The organism is Gordonia sp. ALPHA1B1 (assembly GCF_005502615.1).
In the GTDB taxonomy this organism is placed as follows: Bacteria; Actinomycetota; Actinomycetes; order Mycobacteriales; family Mycobacteriaceae; genus Gordonia; species Gordonia hongkongensis.
On sequence record NZ_SCOC01000042.1, the window covers coordinates 20,316 to 38,481 of the forward strand.

The following is an 18,166-nucleotide window of genomic DNA, read 5'->3' on the forward strand; positions in this document are numbered from 1 at the left end:
CGCAGCCCGACCCGACACACTTCCCCGAGACCCAAGGACTGTCTGAGCAGACATGCGAGCGAATTTCATCATCAGCGAGGTTCTCCATGGACTCCGCCGCAACGCGACCATGACCATCGCGATGATCATCACCACCGCGATCACGCTGGGAATGTTCGGCGGTGGGCTCCTGGTGATCCAGATGGCGGACAAGAGTCAGCAGATCTTCCTCGACCGGGTGGAGATGGAGTTCTATCTCAATCCCGAGGTGACCGAACGCGATCCGCAGTGCGAGTCCGACCCATGCGCCCAACTTCGCCGCGGGCTCGAGAACGAACCCGGCGTCACCTCGGTGACCTACCTCGACAAGGACGAGGCCTTCAAACGCGCGAAGGAGATCTTCGCGAACAACCCCGATCTCGCCGAGAACATCGTCGAGGGCACGCTACCGGCCTCGCTGCGCGTGCGGGTGTCCGATCCCGGCCAGTTCGACGCGGTGCTCACCAAGTACGCGACGCGGAAAGACCTGGGGGTGGACGCCTTCAAGGACGACCGCAAGCTCGTGCAGCGGATCTTCAGCGTCCTCGACGGCGTCCGCAACGCGACCTTCGCCATCGCCTCGGTCCTGGCGATCGCCGCCATCCTGTTGATCATCAACACGGTTCAGGTCGCGGCGTTCACCAGACGGACCGAGGTGTCGATCATGCGCCTCGTCGGCGCGACCCGCTGGTACACACAGTTGCCGTTCCTACTCGAGGCGGTGGTGTCGGCCTTTGTCGGCTCGATGCTGGCCATCGGCGGTCTGCTGTTGGCCAAGAAGTTCTTCTTCGACAATGCGTTACGCGAGCTGTACGGGGTCAGCTTCTTCGCCCGGATCGAGCTGACCGACGTACTGTTCGTCGCACCGTGGCTGGTGCTCGGCGGAATTGTGTTGGCGGGTGCGACCGCGTATGTCACGCTTCGTGTCTATGTCCGGGAATGATCGGTCCGTCCGGGCGGTTCGGATTGTCGGCGATCAGCAACCGGTCGGTCACCAACAGGGCGATCGACCACACTACGAGGAGGTGAGTGTATGCCGCAGGAAAAAGGACGCAATGTGATCGCGTCCAACCGCAAGGCGCGGCACAACTACGCCATCCTCGACGTCTACGAGGCCGGCGTCGTCCTGGTCGGCACCGAGGTGAAAAGCCTGCGGGCGGGCAAGGCCTCGCTGGTCGACGCGTTCGCGACGATCGACGACGGCGAGGTGTGGCTTCATGCCCTGCACATCGCCGAGTACGGCAACGGCTCCTGGACCAACCACTCGGTCCGCCGCAAGCGCAAACTGCTGATGCACCGACGCGAGATCGACAACCTCGTCGGCAAGATCCGCGACGGCAACCTCACGCTGGTGCCGCTGTCGATGTATTTCAACGACGGCAAGGTGAAGGTCGAGCTCGCGCTGGCCCGTGGCAAGCAGGCGCACGACAAGCGCCAGGACATCGCCAAGCGGACCGCTCAACGCGAGGTCGAACGTGAGGTCGGCCGCCGCGTGAAGGGCATGGGCTGACTCAGGCGCCGGTGTCGGCCTGGCCCGGTTGCTCTGTCGGCGTTCCCGGCGGTGTGTTCGGTCCGTTCTGGTCGTCGGATTCGGAGCCGCTCTCACCCTCCTGGTTCTGTCGGCCCGGCAGGCCGCCCATCCCGGGGCCACGCATCTGCGGTTCACCCATCTGTGGTCCACCCATCTGGGGACCGCCGCCCATTCCGGGCCCGTTGCCGCCCTGCTGCCAGACGGCGGCCGGCGACGGCCGCTCGGGCGTCGTGTTGTCCCCGGTGATGTAGCCGGCGCCGAAGCCGAGTGCGCCCGCGACGATGGCCAGCCCGGCTGCACCGGCGATCAGGGCCGACCGGGCCGGTGCGGTCTTCGGGGCCACCGGGCTCGGTTCGCCGACCGGGCCGCGTGAATCGGGTGAGTTGCCCGCGCCGATGGACTCGTGGGAGTTCGCTCCCGGGGTCGGCGCCGGGCCCATGGGAGTGGTCGCGGCGTCGTCGGATGTCGTGGGCGCCGGCGGGGCCGGGGAGGTGCGGTCGGGGTCGTGTCCGCCAGGGGTCGGGGAGGTCACGTGGTCTCGCTCTCGTCGGTCGGCCGAGTCCGTCCTCGGCTCACGAGGTCTCCACAATCCCGGCGGTGTCTTGGTCGACGCTGTCGGTCAGCTGTGAAAGCGCTGGTGATCGCGGCGAGCGGTAGGCGACCGGTAATGGGAATGAACTCTGAGTGACGAGTTGTTAGACTGAAGTGCCCGCTGACTCCGGTCGGCGGGTCCTACTCGGGGCTGATCGGTTTCGACTTCGTGCGTCGAGATAGGGGAAGCGTGTCGGTGCAGGCTGGAGACCACCGTGAGCGTCGCAGCAACCAATTAAGCGCCGATTCCAATCAGCGCGACTACGCCCTCGCTGCCTGAGTAGCGCCGGCTAGTCTGTCGGCCCGGGTTATGCTCCCAGACCCGGTTGCCGGCATCATCCATGGGAGCTCACCGTCCTCGCCGGTCGCGGGTGAGGTCGGAACATCAAACAGCGACTGGGATCGTCATCTCGGCTTGTTCGCGTGACCGAGAGATCCGAGTAGAGACATAGCGGACTGCACACGGAGAAGCCCTAACAACACGACGGAGGACCCGGGTTCAATTCCCGGCAGCTCCACGAGAAGGCGCCCCACCGGATTCGGTGGGGCGCCTTTCGTTTCGCGCCGGCCGGTTCGCTAACCGGTACTCAGCGCATCGAGCGTCGCGCTCTCGCGATGCTTGCGTCGTTTGGTGACGACGCCGTGGGTCGGGCTGAACAGGTAGACACCGAAGAACGCGATGCCCTGGACGAGGACGACCATCCCGCCGGGGGAGGTGTCCTGGTAGTAGGAGACGTAGAGGCCGATGACCCCGCAGATCGCCGAGATCGCGGGCGCGATGACGAGCATCCGGCCGAAGCGATCGGTGAGCAGTCGGGCCGTCGCGCCGGGGATGATGAGCATCGCGACCACGAGCACGATGCCGACCACCTGCAGCGCGGTCACCGCGGTGAGGGCGAGCAGCGCGAGAAGGGCCGCGCCGAGGAGTTTCGGGCTGAGTCCGATCGCGAAGGCGTGCGTGCGGTCGAAGGCGTAGAGGGTGAAGTCGCGTCTCTTGAGCAGCAGCAAGGTCGCCACGATCGCACCCAGGATCGCGATCTGCACGAGATCCGACGTCGAGACGCCCAGGAGGTTGCCGAAGATGATGTGGTTCAGGTCGGTCTGGCTCGGCGTCACCGAGATCAGCACCAGGCCGAAGGCGAAGAGGGTGGTGAAGACGATGCCGATGGCGGCGTCCTCCTTGACCCGGCCGCCGTCGCGGACAGCGCCGATCAGTGCCACCGCCAGGAAGCCGAAGATCACCGCGCCGATGGCGAACGGCACGCCGACGATGTAGGCGAGGACCACGCCCGGCAGCACCGCGTGCGAGACCGCGTCACCCATCAGCGACCAGCCGATCAGCACGAGCCAGCACGACAACAGCGCACACACGACCGAGGCGATCAGCGTCGCCCACAGGGCACGCGTCATGAACGCGTAGGCGAACGGGTCGAGAAGGATGTCGACGATGTTCACGAGACCTCCTCGTGGCGATCGGTGGCGAGGCGCCCGGACTCGAGGCGTTCGGACTCGAGGCGTTCGAACGTCGGTCGGGCGAGCGGATCGAGCCCGAACGCGCGGACGAGGTTGTCGGTGGTGATCACCTCGGCCGGCGCGCCCTGCGCGATCACGCGGCGCATCAGCAGGATCGCCTCGTCGGCCAGCTCGGGCAGGACCTGCAGATCGTGCGTGGACACCAGGATCGTCGTCCCGGCATCGGCGAGTTCGCGTAGCAGTGCGGTGATGGTCCCCTCGGTGCGTTTGTCGACGCCGGCGAACGGTTCGTCGAGCAGCAGGATCTCGGCTTCCTGTGCGATGCCGCGGGCCACGAAGGCCCGCTTGCGCTGCCCGCCGGACAACTGGCCGATCTGGCGGTCGGCGAAGTCGGTGAGCTCGACGCGTGCGAGGGCTTCGTCGACGGCGTCGTGGTCGGCCCGCTTGGGGCGGCGCGTGAATCCGAGATGGCCGTAGCGACCCGTCATCACGACGTCACGGACCGAGACCGGGAAGCTCCAGTCGATGTCCTCGGACTGCGGCACGTAACCGAGCGCGCCGGCCCGACGCGCCGCGGCGGGGGTCCGGCCGCCGAGCCGGACCGTGCCGGTCGTCGGGGTCACCGACCCCACGATCGTCTTGAACAGCGTCGACTTGCCCGATCCGTTCATCCCGACGAGGCCGCACACCTGGCCGGACGGTACTCGTACCGACGCGTGGTCGAGCGCGAGGATGTCGCCGTACCGTACGGTCACGTCCGTCACCTCGATGGCGGAACCGCTTGTCGCTGAGACGTTCACGTGTTGCTCCCGGTCAGGCCCGACACGATGGTCGCGACGTCGTGGCGGATGAGGTCGAGATAGGTGGGTACGGGGCCGTCGGCCTCGGAGAGCGAGTCGACGTACAGGGTGCCGCCGAACCGGGCGTCGGTCGCGTTCACGACTTGTCGCATCGGGGCGTCGGAGACCGTGGACTCGCAGAACACGCCGGGGACACGGTTCGCCCGGACGAAGTCGATCGTCTCGGCGACCTGTTGCGGCGTCGCCTGCTGTTCGGCGTTGACCGGCCAGATGTAGCGCTCGACGAGTCCGGCGTCGCGGGCGAGATACGAGAACGCGCCCTCGCAGGTGACGAGGGCCCGCTCGTTGGCGGGTAGTCCGGCGAGTGCGGAGGTGAGATCGGTCTGTACCTGCTGGAGCTGCCGCTTGTACGCGGTCGCGTTCGATTCGAAGGTGGCGGCGCCGTCGGGGTCGAGCTCGGTGAACGCGCGCACCATGTTGTCGACATAGATCTGCACATTCACCGGACTCATCCACGCATGCGGATTCGGCTTGCCCGCATAGGCATCCGACGCAATGTCGATCGGTTCGACACCCTCGCTGACGACGACGTGCCGGACGTCGAGGCCGTCGACGAACTGTGCGAACCAGGCTTCGAGGTTGAGACCGTTGTCGAGGACGAGCGACGCGGTCGCGGCCCGGCGGATGTCGCCGGGAGTCGGCTCGTAGCCGTGGATCTCGGCTCCCGGCTTGGTGATCGACTCCACCTGCAGACGGTCGCCGGCGACCTCCGAGGCGATGTCGGCGAGCACGGTGAACGTGGTGAGCACGACCTTCTCGTCGGGCAGCCGACTCGACAGCGTGCATCCTGCGAGGATCGTGCACACGGCAGCAAGCAGTGCCCCGACGGTGACGAACCGGCGACGCACGAGCTTGGGCATGCCGACACTATAGTTTCGGTTCGCCGAACTTTCTAGTTCGGGGGCTACGTGCCCGGGAGCAGCGTCATCGGCGTATCGCGAGGAGATGGAACTCGGCGAAGCGGTGGGTGTCGTCGGCACGCTTCACCGTGCGCCACTCCTCGTCGAAACCAGCGTCGGCCAGGGCCGCCGCCATCCGATCCGGGTGCCAACGCCAGGCGGGCGCCACCCGATGATCGAATTCGACGATCTCGTCGGTGTCGATCGTCTGCCCGGCGACCAGCACGCCGCCGCCGGTGGGCATCCGACCGGCCCAGCCGTCGAGAATGCCGGGAACGGACGCGGGTGGCACATGGATCAGGCTGAAGCGCGCCACGATTGCGGCGACGTCGATGTCGTCGAGCTCCGTCGAGGTCAAATGCGCGTCGTCGAGAACGAAGCGTAGGTCGGCATGCGACGATCTCGCGATCCGCAGCATCTCGGCGCTCGGATCGACGCCGATCACATCGAGACCGGCGGAAGCCAATTCCGCCGTCACACCGCCCGGTCCGCAACCCACGTCCAGCACGGTCCCGGGGATCCCGCTCCCGCGAACGTGGTCGACGAAGGACTCGATCACACGGCGCTGCAGCGCGTTCGAGAACGGCGAGGGGAATGTCTCGGCGTACAGGTCGGCGAGGGCGTCGTAACCGGGCTGATACCCGGCAGAGTCGTCGCCGGCACTCATGCGATCCGGACTCCGCGCGGCAGCTTGCCCGCAGGGATCCGCAGACGACGTGCCGCGGCACCGTATCCGAGTCCGCCGAGCGCCAGATAGATCCCCAGGCCGACGTACCACGAGTGGCCCATCTCGGACGTCTCATGTGCTGCTTCACGGGCGCGATGGCCGGTGGGGTCGCTCCCGTCGCTGTAACCGTAGGAGATGTCGGCACATGTCCGCGGGCCGATGTACGGACCCGCCCGGACTGCCGACAGAGTCCGTGCGATCTCCTGGGCTGCCGTGCTGTCGGAGGTCCTCATCGGGTTCTGCGGCGGCGAGGAGACGGCGTCGGCCACGATGAAGAACGGGTTCGGGGCGAGGAGCCACCAGATGCGTTCGTGGTGGTGGAATTCCTCTCCTCGGGTGACCTCGCGACACGTCCAGGTGGGCGTCGGGCTCGATGGATCGGTCACCGTCGTGTCGGTGCGGACCACCGAATGCGTCTGCGCGACTGTCGGATACAGCAGGCCGAACACCACCGGCAGGCCGAGCAGGAGGAAGAAGACGGCGGCTTGCGTCAGCACCGCGGACCCTGCCGGTCGCGCCGTCACCGCGGAGAACCCGAGTCCGATCCCCGCGTAGCAAGCGAAGACGAGCGCGAGGACGACCGCGCCGACCACCCCGCGCCAGATCGGCTGGGGCGCTTCGACCAAGCCCCAGATCACATACGGTGCGGCGACGGCGACCAAGGCCATCCCCGCCACCCAACTGCCGATGAGCTTGCCGAGTGCGAGTTGCCAATTGCTGATCGCGGTGTCCTGCACCACGGCCAGGGTCGCGTCCTTGCGGTCACCGTTGATCGTGGTCGCCGCCAGGGTTGGGGCCACGATGATCCCGAGTAGCACCAGGAATCCGATCAGGAGCCCGTACAGATTCGACGCCCACCCGGCGTAGGTGCCGCCGAATGCCCCGACGGCCAGGTACATCGATCCGAAGACGGCGAGGGAGGTCACGACGAAGGCGACGACGAGCGTGGCCTTCCATCTCGTCGTCCGTAGCCGTTGGCGGAGTTCGAGTTCGACGATGACCCCGACCATCCGCCACCACGACGAGAATCGGGCCCGCGGCGAGACATCTGCTTCGTGCGTCTCGGTGGTCATCGGCGCTCCGGGTCGAGTGCGAGGTAGGCATCTTCGATGCCGGAGGACACAGGAGCGAATTCGCTGACCGCCGCACCGGACGACACCACCTGCGCGAGGTGCCGCGCGGCAGCGGACTCGTCGTCGAAGCGAACTTCCCGCGCCTGCCCGGGCGGCTGCCCGACGAGCCGGATCCGCCACACCCCGCCGGCCGCACCGTGCGGTGTGCGGGTTCGGCCCCCGGTCATCAGCACGACGTCGTCGACCATCTCCTCCAGCTCGGAGAGGATGTGCGAGGACACCAGGATGGCGCACCCGTCGTCGGCGAGGCGGCGCAAGTGGCCGCGCAGCTCCATCCGTGACCGCGGGTCCATTCCGGATGCCGGCTCGTCGAGCAGCAGAATCCGGGGCCGGTGCACCAGGGCTCGGGCGAAGCCGAGGCGCTGTTTCTGGCCGCGCGACAGCTCGTGCGCCGGCCGTGTCGCGAAATCGGTGAGATGGACCGACTCGAGCAGTTCGGCGGCGCGTTGCCGCGCCTGGGTGGTGGGCATTCCGTACAGCTTGGCGAAGGTCGTCAGGATCTCGTGCGTCGTGAGGCTTTCCCAGGTGCCGAAGATGTCCGGCATCCACCCCGTCAGTCGACGCATGTCCGCCGGCTTCGCCGGCGCGTCGTCGACCACGATCGCACCGGTGTCGGGGGCGAGCAGGCCGGCGAGAAGCAGGAGCAGGGTGGTCTTGCCCGCCCCGTTGGGCCCCACGAGCCCGGTGATCCTGCCGGATCCGAGTTCGAGGCTCGCATCGGCGACGGCCGTGTGCCGGCCGAAGGTGCGCGAGAGCCCGGTCGCGACCAGTGACATGGCTCGACCGTAGCCGAGTGTCAGATGACCCCGGCCGTCCGCAACGCCGCGATCTCGTCTTCGGGCAGCCCGAGCAATCCGCCGTAGACGGCCTCGTTGTCGCAACCGGGGGCGGGGGGACCGGCGTTGCGGATGCCACCGGGGGTGTCGCTGAACTGTGGCACGACGCCGGGACCGAGGACGGTGCGGTGCGCACGCTCGTCGTAGTGTTCGGCGATCATCCCCCGTGCCTGTAGATGCGGGTCGGCGACCACCTCGGCGACGGAGTTCACCGGTCCGACAACGACTCCCGCGGCACCGAGTACTTCGGTCAGCTTCTCCGGTGTGTACTGCCGCGACCATTCGCCGATCAAATCGTCGAGCTCGTCCTGGTTGCGTCCGCGCGCGGCGTGATCGACGAAGCGGTCGTCGGTCGCGAGCTCGGGTTGTCCCATCGCCGCGCACAGCCGGGCGAACACCGAATCCTGGTTGGCGGCGATGATGACGTGAGTGCCCGCGCTGGTCGGGTAGAGGTTCGACGGTGCGATGCCGTCGAGCCGGGTGCCCGACGGGCCGCGGACGACGCCACCTGCGTCGTAGTCCGCGATGGCCGATTCCTGCACGGCGACACACGATTCGATGAGGGAGGTGTCGACGACCTGCCCCTCGCCGGTCACCGAACGCCGGTACAGTGCCGCGAGGGCGCCCTGCGCGGCGAACATACCGGCCAGGGTGTCGCCGAGTGACAGCGCCAGCCGGGGCGGGAGCTGTCCGGGGTAGCCGTTGAGATACCGCAGACCGCTGGCGGCCTCGGCGACGGAGGCGTACCCGGCTCGTGTCGAATCCGGGCCGGTCTGGCCGTAGCCCGAGACCCGCACCACGACGATGCCCGGGTTGCGAGCGGACAGTACATCCGGGCCGATGCCGAGCCGCTCGAGCGTCCCGGGACGGAAATTCTCGACGATGATGTCGGCCCGTTCGACGAGATCGAGGAACAGCTCGCGCCCTCGGTCCGCCCGCAGATCGAGGGTCACCGCCTTCTTGTTGCGGCCGTGCACCGTCCAATAGAAGCGGTGACCGTCGACCTCCGCCTGTCCCCAGGTGCGGATCGGATCGGGCTTGCCGGGCGGTTCGATCTTGATGACGTCCGCGCCCATGTCACCCAACAGCCGTGCCGCGTGTGGTCCGGCGATGAGCGTGCCCAGTTCGAGGACGGTGACGCCGTCGAGCGGGCCGGCGGGACGGTCGCTCATCGGTCTCGGCGAGGTGTCGGTCATCCAGACAGTGTGGCCGGTCACCCGGCGTGCGCCAAGGGTCGGCCCGGGTGGCCGGCCGATCGCGGTGCGGTCTCGCCTGCTGGCTCGACACACTCGGAACGTTTGAAACAAATCAACCCCGATGTGTCAATGAGTACGAGCCGACGCTAGGGTGTGTGTCGTCGAACACACCGAAGGGGCGGGCAGAACATGGTTGATCAGGCGCCGGGCACGGGACTGCTGCCGGACATCCGGTTGGCGGACATGGTGTCGGGAGTCGCGTCGTTGCGTCGTGACGCTGGCACGATCCTGCGGACCCTACCGGCGATGCTGCCCACACCGCCGACCACGAAGATGTCCATCGGCAAGCGGTTCCAGCAGAGTGCGCAGAAGTACCCCGACCGGGACTTCCTCCGGTTCGAGGGTGCGTCGATCACCTACCGCGAGGCCAATGCTCGGGCCAACCGGCTCGCGGATCTCCTCACTCGCGAGGGTGTCGGGCGCGATGACGTGGTCGCGGTGCTCTCGCGTAATCACCCCGATGTCGTCATCGCGATGTTCGCGATCGTCAAGATCGGGGCGATCTGCGGAATGCTCAACTTCAATCAGCGCGGCGCGGTGCTGGAACACAGTCTCGGACTCATCGAGCCGAAAGTGGTTCTCTATCAGTCCGATCTGCTGGAGGCGCTGGAATCGGTGCCGACCGGATGCCGACCGGAGAAGGAGTTCACCTTCGCCGAACTCGCCACACTGACCGCGCGCTGCTCACCGCTCGACCGGCCGGTCACCGACTCGATCGAGGTCGGGTCGACCGCGATCTACATCTTTACCTCGGGCACAACGGGTTACCCGAAGGCCAGCAAGATGAGTCATTACCGCTGGCTGGTGGCGATGAACGGCATCGGCGGGTTGGGAATCCGTCTGCGCGGCGACGACGTCATGTACACGGCGTTGCCCTTCTACCACAACAACGCTCTCACGATCTCGGTCTCGTCGGTCCTCGCATCGGGCGCCTGCCTGGCCATCGGCAAGCAGTTCTCGGCGTCGAAGTTCATCGACGAGATCATCGAGAACAACGCCACCGCGTTCGCCTGCATCGGTGAGCTGTGCCGCTATCTCCTCGCGCAGCCGCCGAAGCCGACCGATCGCGCGCACCGCCTCCGGCTCGCCGTCGGCAACGGTCTGCGCCCGGACATCTGGGATGCCTTCACCGAGCGGTTCGGTATCGACCGCGTCGTCGAGTTGTATGCGGCGAGCGAGGCGAACATCGGTTTCATCAACGTCTTCGGCTTGTCCAAGACGGCCGGGTTCTCGCCGTTGCCGTACACGATCGTCGAATACGACGACGAGACCGGCGAGCCACTGCGCGGTCCCGACGGGCGGGTGCGGCCGGTCGGGAAGGGTGGTACCGGATTGCTTCTCGCGCAGATCAATTCACGGGTACCGTTCGACGGTTACACCGACCCGGCCGCGACCGAACGAAAGATCGTCCGCGACGCGAAGCGCAAGGGCGACAAGTGGTTCAACAGCGGCGACGTCGTCCGCGATCAGGGCTTCTCGCACATCGGCTTCGTCGACCGCATCGGTGACACCTTCCGCTGGAAGGGCGAGAACGTGGCCACCACCGAGGTCGAGGCGGTGCTCGACGCGCACCCCGCCGTCGAGGAGGCGGTCGTGTTCGGTGTGCCCGTTCCGGGGGTCGACGGCAAGGCCGGCATGGCGGCGGTGAGCCTGCGCGACGGCGAGACCTTCGACGCCGACGGTCTCGCCCGACACGTTCGCGACGGTCTGCCCGCGTACGCCGTGCCGCTGTTCGTCCGGATCGTCGAGGCGCTGGAACACACCTCGACGTTCAAGAACATGCGCACCGAACTCCGCAAGCAGGCCTACGGGCAGACCGGCGACGATCCGCTCTACGTGCTCGTCGGGGAGAAATACGTCGAGTTCTATCCGGAGTTCGTCGAGGAGTTGGCCGGCCGGCCGACGCGCTGAGGTCAGGCACCGCGCAGCGCGGACAGGCGCTCGCCGACGAAGTCGAGCGCGCTGCGCTGCCAGAGCCCGATGTGATCGAGCATGGCGTGACCGCCGCCGGGGACCGGGATGAACTCGGCGTCGATTCCGAGTGCCGAGAGCTCGTCGATGCCCTTGCGGGTCCGTTTCGCGAGCGTGCGCGTGTCGGCGTCGCCGTGCACCGCGACGACCCGCGCGCCGGGCTGGATGTGTCGCCAGTCGGCGAACTGCCACCACGGCGCCAGGCCGAGGACGCCGATGACCCGGCGGTCGGCGGCGAGATGGGCGGCCACGCGTCCGCCCATCGAGTGTCCGATCGCGACCACCGGCACGCCCGGGTGCCGTCGGCAGATCTCGTCGAGTGCCGCACGGGCGGGGAGCAGAGGCGAGTTGTCGTCGCCGTTCCAGCCGTACACGCGGTAGCCGACCTGGTGGACGCGCACCGACCGGCCGAATCGCAGTCGCAGCGACCAGGTGAACGGGTACATGCGCAGGGCGGACGGCTGCCAGGGACTGAACGGTTTGTGGCTGTTGTCCGTGCCGCCCGGCAGGACGAGCACGAGCAGGCTGGGGGATCGGCGTCCGGGGGACAGCAGTCCCGACAATCCGGCGATCAGCATGTGTGCAGGCCCCTTCGATGCGACGTCGACGATCGTCCCACCGTAGCGATTCGGTATCCGGGTCCGGACGGATCGGTTCGTCGACCGGGCGAACGGCGTGTGGAGTGGCACAATCGCGGTCATGGCACATCCTCGCGCTGGTACCTTGGCCCTGCCCGAAGACCTCGTCGACGTGGACGCCCTGGCGCGTGCCTATTACGACAACACACCCGACCCGTCGGACCCGTTGCAGCAGGTCGTGTTCGGGACGTCGGGGCATCGCGGATCGAGCTTCGACAACGCGTTCAACGAGGCCCACATCCTCGCGACGACGCAGGCGATCGTCGACTACCGCCGCTCCGCCGGGATCTCTGGTCCGCTGTTCATCGGGTTCGACACCCACGCTCTCTCGGTCCCCGCCTGGCGCACCGCACTCGAGGTGCTCGCGGCCAACGAGATCACCGTCTACACCGCCGAGAGCGACTCGTTCACACCCACGCCGGCGGTCAGCCGCGCCATCCTCATGTTCAACCAGGACAACCCGGGGGTGCTGTCCGACGGCATCGTCGTGACGCCGTCACACAATCCGCCGCGGGACGGCGGATTCAAGTACAACCCGCCGACCGGCGGTCCCGCAGACACCTCGATCACCTCGGTCGTCGCGGCGCGGGCGAACGAACTGCTCGAGCAGAAGCTCGACGGTGTCGCGCGCATCCCGTTCGAGCGTGCGCGCGGCAGCGAGTTCGTGCACGACTACTCGTTCCTCCTCAACTACATCGACGGACTCGGCGATGTGGTCGACATGCGGGCGATCCGCGATGCCGGCATCCACATCGGCGCCGACCCGCTCGGCGGCGCGTCCGTCGGCTATTGGGCGCTGCTGGGCCTCCGATACAACCTCGAACATCTGACGGTCGTTAATCCGACGGTGGACCCGACGTTCTCGTTCATGACGCTCGACACCGACGGCAAGATCCGGATGGACTGTTCGTCGGCCAACGCGATGGCCTCGCTCATCTCCTCCCGTGATTCCTACGACATCGCGACCGGCAACGACGCCGACTCGGACCGGCACGGCATCGTCACGCCCGACGCCGGTCTGATGAACCCCAACCACTACCTGGCCGTCGCGATCGACTACCTCTTCACGCACCGGCCGCAGTGGTCGGAGTCGGCGGCCGTCGGCAAGACGCTCGTGTCGTCGTCGCTGATCGACCGGGTGGTCGCCGGGATCGGACGACCGCTGCTCGAGGTTCCCGTCGGCTTCAAGTGGTTCGTCGACGGCCTGCTGAACGGTCGCGTCGCCTTCGGTGGTGAGGAGAGCGCCGGGGCGTCGTTCCTGACCTTCGACGGCAGCCCGTGGTCGACCGACAAGGACGGCATCATCATGGCGCTGCTGGCGTCGGAGATCCTCGCGGTGACGGGCAAGTCGCCGTCGCAGCGCTACGCCGAACTCGCCGAGGAGTACGGGACGACGGCGTACGCGCGGATCGACGCGCCGGCCAGCCGGGAGCAGAAGGCGGTGCTGTCGAAGCTGTCGCCGGAGCAGGTGACGGCGACGGAACTGGCGGGCGAACCCATCTCGGCGATCATGACGACCGCACCGGGCAACGGCGCCCCGATCGGCGGCCTGAAGGTCACGACGGAGAACGCCTGGTTCGCGGCTCGTCCCTCGGGGACCGAAGACGTCTACAAGATCTACGCCGAATCCTTCAAGGGCGCAGACCATCTCGCGCAGGTGCAGAGCGAGGCGCAGCACGTCGTCGACGCGGCGCTGGGGGCGTGAGCGAGTAGCGGGACGGCGGTGGTGGTCACCGCCCCGGTCCGGCCGGACGTTCCCTCAGACAATTTTCAGCGCGGCGCCGTTATTGTCGGAATGTGAGCAAGAAGCGCAAGCCGGGAGCATCGGTGCCCCGCACCACCAACTCGAAGTATCAGCCGAGCGCGCCGTCGAACACGATGACCTACGTGCTCGGCGGCATCGCGGTCCTGGTGATCGCGGGCCTCGTGATCGGCGGGATCTGGTGGAGCGGACGCGATCAGGGTGACACCGATCAAGCCGCGCTGGCGTCGAGTTCGACGATGATCGTCGGTCCCGAGACCGCTCCGCTCATCGACGTCTTCGAAGACCCGATGTGTCCGGTGTGCAAGGTGTTCGAGCAGCAGTCCGGACCGGCCATCACCAAGGCCGTCACCGAGGGCAAACTCCGCGTGCGCTACCACACGCTGCACTTCTTGAACTCGCGGTCGGCGACCGGTGACTACAGCTCGCGGGCTGCCGGTGCGCTGACCTGCGTGGCCGACGAGCAGAACACCGATCTGTTCCTGCGATTCCACAGCGCGCTGTTCGCCGCCCAGCCGCCCGAGGACGGCACCGGCAACATCACCAGCCCCGAGCTCGCGCGTCTCGCCACCGAGCAGGGCGCGACGCCGGCCACCGCCACGTGCATCACCGACAATGCGAAGGTCGCCCAGGCCGAGGAGAACGCGCAGAAGTCGACCGACGAACTGTCGAAGGCGACCGGCGGCCAGGTCGGCACCCCGACCGTGCTGCACGACGGCGAACCCGTCAACGGCGTCCTCGAGGGCACCGGTTGGCTCGACAGCATCCTGGGTGGTGGCAACTCCTGAGTCGCGTGACGCCGACTCGACACCGATCGGGTCGGCGTCCTGGCGATTTGGCTGGTATCGCCGAGATGGTGTAACTTCGCCAGTGCCCTTGAACAGGGCGGAACAACAAAATACGGGGCTATGGCGCAGCTGGTAGCGCACCACACTGGCAGTGTGGGGGTCAGGGGTTCGAGTCCCCTTAGCTCCACCGAACGAAGCCCGTTCCGACTGATGTCGGAACGGGCTTCGTCGTTGGTGGGATAGAGCCTGTCGAACCGAGTTGCGTAGTGACAGCTAGGCGCTCTACGGAGGCGGCGACGTGTTCTAGCTACCGGATTCGAAGTAGGGTGCGATATCCCTGACGAAATCGGTTGTGCCAGAGGCTGCGAGAGCATCGAGGAACTGTTCGGTGGTCACCGGTGGGCGACGACGCTTGTCGGCGGTTTGGGCTACAGAGGCCACCGCACGCGCCGGATTGCGGTGGAGTAGGTCCAACAGGAACTGGTCGGAGCTGCGTATGTGCAGCCCCAGCGGCTCCACAACTGCTTTGGGAAAATGCTGGATGTTGTCGGTGACGATCGCGGCCGCGTGGCCTCTCACGGCGGCTGCGACAACGTGTCGGTCGTCGGGATCGGGCATTCCTGAGATTGCCGTTTCAAGTGGTTCCCAGCCTTCGACGCACGCGTCCTCGAAGGCATCGTTCATTGCATCGACCCGCAAGCGTGCGGTCGTCTCTGAGACTCGTCCTTTTGTCGCCCGATTGATACCGCGCACCGTCTCGTCCATGATGCGGTTGCTCCACAGAGGGTAGAACGCCCGGTGCTCGGCGAAGGTGAGCAGCAGATCGGCCTTGTGGATCGGCACCAGGACACACGCGTCGAGCATCACGCGAAACCCCGCCACTACCGCTTGCGCTCCTCGGCAATCTCGCGGCGAGATGTGCGCATGGCTTCCCGGTAGTCCTCGGCGGGCACGTCGTACAGACCGCTGTCTTCGGCGTCATCGACGAGAGCTTGCAGTGCCCCGCGCCGCTCGATTGCGCGCTGTGACTGATACTCGAGTAGATCGCCCAACTTCACGCGCCGGTGTCGGCTGCCTTCTACGGTCTCGAAGGGGATTCTGCCGCTCTCCAGCAGTTTGATGAGAGTAGGGCGGCTGATGCCGAGGTAGTCGGCCGACTCCTGCGTCGAGAGTTTCTGGTCGACCGGAGCGACAACGACCGCGCGGTGCGCGCGCATCGCATCCACGATCTGTGTCAGCGTCCGATAGACCTCGAGTGGGAGAGGAACTTCTTCACCGTCGGGCCCGACGAGCGCGGCGGGCTCGTGGTGGTGATCGAGGAACCGCGACAAATCCATGAGGGCGTCGAGGTCGGGGGCGTCGGTCGGGGGGAAGAATGTTCCTGTTCTGCGCGGTGCGGTAGTCGGGCTCATCTGACAAGTTTGCCGACTAATCGAAATATCCGCAATCCCTTGGTGGCTGTATTGGCAGCTTGGGGTCAGCGGTTCGAGTCCCCCTGGCTCCACCGAACGAAGCCCGTTCCGACCGATGTCGGAACGGCCTTCGTCGTCGAACGGGTCCGGTCAGTCGTGCCCGATGCCCACGGGCATGGGGAGGATCTCGACGCGGGCGAGGCCCGAGGTGACGGCCGGGTCGGCGGCGCTGATGGCCCGGACATCGTCCTCGGAGTCGGCGCGCACCACGCCCAGGCCCCAGTTGCCGGCCGGGTCGAGGACGGGACCGAAGATCACGGCGGTGCCGTCGGCGAGCAGCCCCGACCAGTACGCGCCGTGGCGGCCCATGATGGCGGCCTCGTCGTCGGACATGTCGCCGGGACCGAAGGTGGGACGCGGCGGGACGAGTTTGTACACGAAGTGGGTCATGTTCTGACGCTCTCTCTTCAGGGGTGGGTCGATTCGATGACGTCGACGCAGGCCGCCAGGGCGGCGGCCCAGCCGCCGGAATACGCGCCGGAGCTGTAACCGCCTGGCGCGGCGCAGTCTTCGCGAAGCTGTTCCTCGCTCAGATGCTCCCAGCCGCGGTGTTCCACGGACACCCGCGTCAGAGCCGGACCGAGCGAGGTGAACGACAGCTCGACCTCGGTCGGCTCGGGAGTGTTCAGCCACGACATGACGAACCGACTCGGGGGTTCCCACACCGCCAATCGACCCCATTCGGCGGTCGTGCCGTCGTCCCAGGTCTCATAGACCCGGCCGCCGGTGAACTCGTCGATGGTCACCGTCCGTGCCCGGTCCCCGCCGATCGACATCGGCTGCAGCGGCCACCAGACCCCGATGGTCCGGACAATGGTGGTGAAGACGTGGTCGAGATCGCTACGGACGGTGGTGGATTGACGTATCGGCGGCCGTCGGAGCGGGAGAACGGCACCGCCATCGCGACTTCCGGCGTCGGCGACCTCGCGTTCACCCGGCACGGTTCACCTCGTCGGCGTCGGTCAGTCCGCGTTCGGCCTCGACCAGTTGCCGCGCGACGTCGAGAGATGACGCCCACATGTCGTCGAGCAGGTCGCGTAGTCGGTCGATGCCCTCGGGTCGGGCGCGGTAGATGCGTCGGGTCCCCTCGCGGCGTTCGGCCAGCAACCCGGCGTCTTTCAACACCGTGATGTGCTGAGAGATCGCGGTGCGGCTGACGTCGAACCGGGCGGCGATGTCGCCCGCGGACAGCTCCTCGCCGGAGACGAGTTCGAGGATGGCGCGGCGGCGGGGCTCCGCCATCGCGCGCAGGGCCTCGTCGACGCCTGGGGACTTGTCGGTCACGCCCAGAGTCCGATCGAGTTGCCGTCGGGGTCGGCGAACATCGCGAATCTGCCGTACCCATCCGGGAGGTCCGTGGGCGGCACGAGTGCCTTGCCACCGAGCGTCTCGGCCCGGTCGAGGGACGCCTGCAGATCGTCGACGCGCATGTAGACACTCACCCCGCTGGTCCCGCCGGGTTCGGACACGGCGCCGATGCCGCCGGAGACGGCGCCGTCACCTGCGCCGGTGTCGACAAGCGAGTATTCCGGGCCGGAACTGTCGTCGATGGTCCAGCCGAACAGATCGCGATAGAACGCGGTGAGACGGGTGGGGTCATGCGAGGTGATCTCGAAGAATGCGACTGGTGCTCCCATGAGGACTCCTTGTGCCGGTATGTGTCGGTAATGGCTAACGTTAGCGATTGCTGACGGAACACGCAAGGGTGTGGAGAGCCATGACCGGTCTCGGCCTGTGCCCTAGAGTCCAGCCATGGGTGTCGCACTGTCGTCGGAGGTCGTTTCGAAGTCCGGGGGTCGCGGACCGAGGTCACCGATGTACGCGAGGAACATGAGTGGCCGCCGGCGGCGACCACGTGGACCGAACTGCTACTCGCCGACGGTGATCGTCTGACCCGGGTCACCGGGGGAGGCGTGGCGAGTGGTTCGTCGGTTCTCGACCTGCGCGGGGCCGGGCTGGCCTACGACCTTGCCATCGATTCTCATCTCGAACTCTCCGGACCGATGAGTGCTCGACTATGGGTCAGCCTGCCGCGCGGTGGGGATGCGACGTTGTTCGTGGCAGTGGAGAAATGGGCAGGAACGCGGTGGGTCCCGTTTGTCCATGGCCATGAGAAAGTCCCCACTGGTGGCCAGGTCGAGGTCCCCGCTGGTGGCCAGATAAAAGTCCCCACCCTGTGTTCGTCGTGTCGACCCGGAACTGAAGGCCCAG

The 18,166-nt window shown here is 67.1% G+C and carries 20 protein-coding genes, 1 tRNA gene, 1 other RNA gene and 1 pseudogene; 8 read left to right on the top strand and 15 right to left on the bottom strand.

Annotated elements, in window-relative coordinates; translation table 11 throughout:
• The first annotated feature begins 52 nt into the window (after positions 1-52).
• Positions 53-961 (top strand): permease-like cell division protein FtsX, encoded by a 909-nt coding sequence (gene ftsX, locus FFS52_RS20355; protein WP_058253666.1) that lies wholly within the window; start codon positions 53-55, stop codon positions 959-961.
• A gap of 90 nt (positions 962-1,051) precedes the next feature.
• A complete protein-coding gene (gene smpB, locus FFS52_RS20360; protein WP_068971869.1) occupies positions 1,052-1,528 on the top strand; it encodes an SsrA-binding protein SmpB in 477 nt (158 codons plus the stop codon).
• A gap of 1 nt (position 1,529) precedes the next feature.
• On the opposite strand, the gene FFS52_RS20365 is transcribed toward smpB, so the two are convergent.
• Entirely contained in the window at positions 1,530-2,081 is a 552-nt protein-coding gene (locus FFS52_RS20365) for a hypothetical protein (RefSeq protein WP_137810755.1), read from the bottom strand.
• Positions 2,082-2,287: 206 nt separating this feature from the next.
• Between FFS52_RS20365 and ssrA the strand changes: the two genes are divergently transcribed.
• Positions 2,288-2,661, top strand: a transfer-messenger RNA (tmRNA) gene (ssrA, locus tag FFS52_RS20370).
• A gap of 55 nt (positions 2,662-2,716) precedes the next feature.
• On the opposite strand, the gene FFS52_RS20375 is transcribed toward ssrA, so the two are convergent.
• The 7 genes from FFS52_RS20375 to FFS52_RS20405 all read right to left on the bottom strand — a co-directional run bounded on the left by FFS52_RS20375 (position 2,717) and on the right by FFS52_RS20405 (position 9,264).
• Positions 2,717-3,595, bottom strand: a complete 879-nt coding sequence (locus FFS52_RS20375) for a metal ABC transporter permease (protein WP_058253663.1) — start codon at positions 3,593-3,595, stop codon at positions 2,717-2,719.
• Positions 3,592-4,413: a metal ABC transporter ATP-binding protein gene (locus FFS52_RS20380; protein ID WP_065631559.1), complete on the bottom strand. Its 822-nt coding sequence runs from the start codon at positions 4,411-4,413 to the stop codon at positions 3,592-3,594. Before FFS52_RS20380 ends, FFS52_RS20375 begins: the two co-directional genes overlap by 4 nt.
• A complete protein-coding gene (locus FFS52_RS20385; protein ID WP_065631558.1) occupies positions 4,410-5,333 on the bottom strand; it encodes a metal ABC transporter substrate-binding protein in 924 nt (307 codons plus the stop codon). The genes FFS52_RS20380 and FFS52_RS20385 overlap by 4 nt, the downstream gene beginning before the upstream one ends.
• 64 nt (positions 5,334-5,397) lie before the next feature.
• On the bottom strand, positions 5,398-6,039 hold the full coding sequence (locus FFS52_RS20390; RefSeq protein ID WP_068971871.1) for a class I SAM-dependent methyltransferase: 642 nt from the start codon (positions 6,037-6,039) through the stop codon (positions 5,398-5,400).
• On the bottom strand, positions 6,036-7,172 hold the full coding sequence (locus FFS52_RS20395; protein WP_068971872.1) for an ABC transporter permease: 1,137 nt from the start codon (positions 7,170-7,172) through the stop codon (positions 6,036-6,038). The genes FFS52_RS20390 and FFS52_RS20395 overlap by 4 nt, the downstream gene beginning before the upstream one ends.
• Positions 7,169-8,008, bottom strand: a complete 840-nt coding sequence (locus FFS52_RS20400; RefSeq protein ID WP_065631555.1) for an ABC transporter ATP-binding protein — start codon at positions 8,006-8,008, stop codon at positions 7,169-7,171. The genes FFS52_RS20395 and FFS52_RS20400 overlap by 4 nt, the downstream gene beginning before the upstream one ends.
• Before the next feature lie 20 nt (positions 8,009-8,028).
• Positions 8,029-9,264 (bottom strand): CaiB/BaiF CoA-transferase family protein, encoded by a 1,236-nt coding sequence (locus FFS52_RS20405; protein WP_068971896.1) that lies wholly within the window; start codon positions 9,262-9,264, stop codon positions 8,029-8,031.
• Positions 9,265-9,453: 189 nt separating this feature from the next.
• Here FFS52_RS20405 and FFS52_RS20410 point away from each other — a divergent pair, with 189 nt between their 5' ends.
• Positions 9,454-11,235 carry a long-chain-acyl-CoA synthetase gene (locus FFS52_RS20410; RefSeq protein ID WP_068971873.1) on the top strand — a complete coding sequence of 594 codons (1,782 nt, stop codon included), beginning with the start codon at positions 9,454-9,456 and terminating at the stop codon, positions 11,233-11,235.
• A 2-nt stretch (positions 11,236-11,237) separates the two neighbouring features.
• Here FFS52_RS20410 and FFS52_RS20415 read toward each other — a convergent pair whose 3' ends face one another.
• A complete protein-coding gene (locus tag FFS52_RS20415; RefSeq protein ID WP_137810756.1) occupies positions 11,238-11,996 on the bottom strand; it encodes an alpha/beta hydrolase in 759 nt (252 codons plus the stop codon).
• Here FFS52_RS20415 and pgm point away from each other — a divergent pair.
• From pgm to FFS52_RS20430, 3 genes are all read left to right on the top strand, one after another.
• A complete protein-coding gene (gene pgm / locus FFS52_RS20420; protein ID WP_068971897.1) occupies positions 11,995-13,638 on the top strand; it encodes a phosphoglucomutase (alpha-D-glucose-1,6-bisphosphate-dependent) in 1,644 nt (547 codons plus the stop codon). The two genes, FFS52_RS20415 and pgm, sit on opposite strands and share 2 nt — an antisense overlap.
• A gap of 92 nt (positions 13,639-13,730) precedes the next feature.
• Positions 13,731-14,483, top strand: coding sequence for a DsbA family protein (locus FFS52_RS20425; RefSeq protein ID WP_065631552.1), 753 nt, complete (start codon positions 13,731-13,733; stop codon positions 14,481-14,483).
• A gap of 114 nt (positions 14,484-14,597) precedes the next feature.
• Positions 14,598-14,670: transfer RNA gene (locus FFS52_RS20430), tRNA-Ala, on the top strand.
• Between the two features lie 116 nt (positions 14,671-14,786).
• Here FFS52_RS20430 and FFS52_RS20435 read toward each other — a convergent pair.
• From FFS52_RS20435 to FFS52_RS20460, 6 genes are all read right to left on the bottom strand, one after another.
• Complete coding sequence (locus FFS52_RS20435) at positions 14,787-15,365, bottom strand: PIN domain-containing protein (RefSeq protein ID WP_083207433.1); 579 nt, start codon at positions 15,363-15,365, stop codon at positions 14,787-14,789.
• Positions 15,365-15,895 (bottom strand): excisionase family DNA-binding protein, encoded by a 531-nt coding sequence (locus FFS52_RS20440; RefSeq protein WP_137810757.1) that lies wholly within the window; start codon positions 15,893-15,895, stop codon positions 15,365-15,367. Before FFS52_RS20440 ends, FFS52_RS20435 begins: the two co-directional genes overlap by 1 nt.
• Positions 15,896-16,045: 150 nt before the next feature.
• Positions 16,046-16,345 carry a YciI family protein gene (locus tag FFS52_RS20445; protein WP_137810758.1) on the bottom strand — a complete coding sequence of 100 codons (300 nt, stop codon included), beginning with the start codon at positions 16,343-16,345 and terminating at the stop codon, positions 16,046-16,048.
• A 17-nt stretch (positions 16,346-16,362) separates the two neighbouring features.
• A complete protein-coding gene (locus FFS52_RS20450) occupies positions 16,363-16,896 on the bottom strand; it encodes a hypothetical protein (protein ID WP_137810759.1) in 534 nt (177 codons plus the stop codon).
• Entirely contained in the window at positions 16,886-17,239 is a 354-nt protein-coding gene (locus FFS52_RS20455) for a metalloregulator ArsR/SmtB family transcription factor (RefSeq protein ID WP_078113706.1), read from the bottom strand. The genes FFS52_RS20450 and FFS52_RS20455 overlap by 11 nt, the downstream gene beginning before the upstream one ends.
• A complete protein-coding gene (locus FFS52_RS20460; RefSeq protein ID WP_065631726.1) occupies positions 17,236-17,592 on the bottom strand; it encodes a VOC family protein in 357 nt (118 codons plus the stop codon). The genes FFS52_RS20455 and FFS52_RS20460 overlap by 4 nt, the downstream gene beginning before the upstream one ends.
• 276 nt (positions 17,593-17,868) lie before the next feature.
• Here FFS52_RS20460 and FFS52_RS23790 point away from each other — a divergent pair.
• Positions 17,869-18,166 (top strand): annotated as a pseudogene (locus FFS52_RS23790) (hypothetical protein); the annotation flags it as partial.

Bases quoted from the DNA above. Each gene is read 5' to 3' on its own strand.
- ftsX (WP_058253666.1), top strand. From the start codon at position 53: ATGCGAGCGAATTTCATCATCAGCGAGGTTCTCCATGGACTCCGCCGC.
- smpB (WP_068971869.1), top strand. From the start codon at position 1,052: ATGCCGCAGGAAAAAGGACGCAATGTGATCGCGTCCAACCGCAAGGCG.
- FFS52_RS20385 (WP_065631558.1), bottom strand. From the start codon at position 5,333: ATGCCCAAGCTCGTGCGTCGCCGGTTCGTCACCGTCGGGGCACTGCTT.
- FFS52_RS20390 (WP_068971871.1), bottom strand. From the start codon at position 6,039: ATGAGTGCCGGCGACGACTCTGCCGGGTATCAGCCCGGTTACGACGCC.
- FFS52_RS20395 (WP_068971872.1), bottom strand. From the start codon at position 7,172: ATGACCACCGAGACGCACGAAGCAGATGTCTCGCCGCGGGCCCGATTC.
- FFS52_RS20400 (WP_065631555.1), bottom strand. From the start codon at position 8,008: ATGTCACTGGTCGCGACCGGGCTCTCGCGCACCTTCGGCCGGCACACG.
- FFS52_RS20405 (WP_068971896.1), bottom strand. From the start codon at position 9,264: ATGACCGACACCTCGCCGAGACCGATGAGCGACCGTCCCGCCGGCCCG.
- FFS52_RS20410 (WP_068971873.1), top strand. From the start codon at position 9,454: ATGGTTGATCAGGCGCCGGGCACGGGACTGCTGCCGGACATCCGGTTG.
- pgm (WP_068971897.1), top strand. From the start codon at position 11,995: ATGGCACATCCTCGCGCTGGTACCTTGGCCCTGCCCGAAGACCTCGTC.
- FFS52_RS20415 (WP_137810756.1), bottom strand. From the start codon at position 11,996: ATGACCGCGATTGTGCCACTCCACACGCCGTTCGCCCGGTCGACGAAC.
- FFS52_RS20440 (WP_137810757.1), bottom strand. From the start codon at position 15,895: ATGAGCCCGACTACCGCACCGCGCAGAACAGGAACATTCTTCCCCCCG.
- FFS52_RS20445 (WP_137810758.1), bottom strand. From the start codon at position 16,345: ATGACCCACTTCGTGTACAAACTCGTCCCGCCGCGTCCCACCTTCGGT.
- FFS52_RS20460 (WP_065631726.1), bottom strand. From the start codon at position 17,592: ATGGGAGCACCAGTCGCATTCTTCGAGATCACCTCGCATGACCCCACC.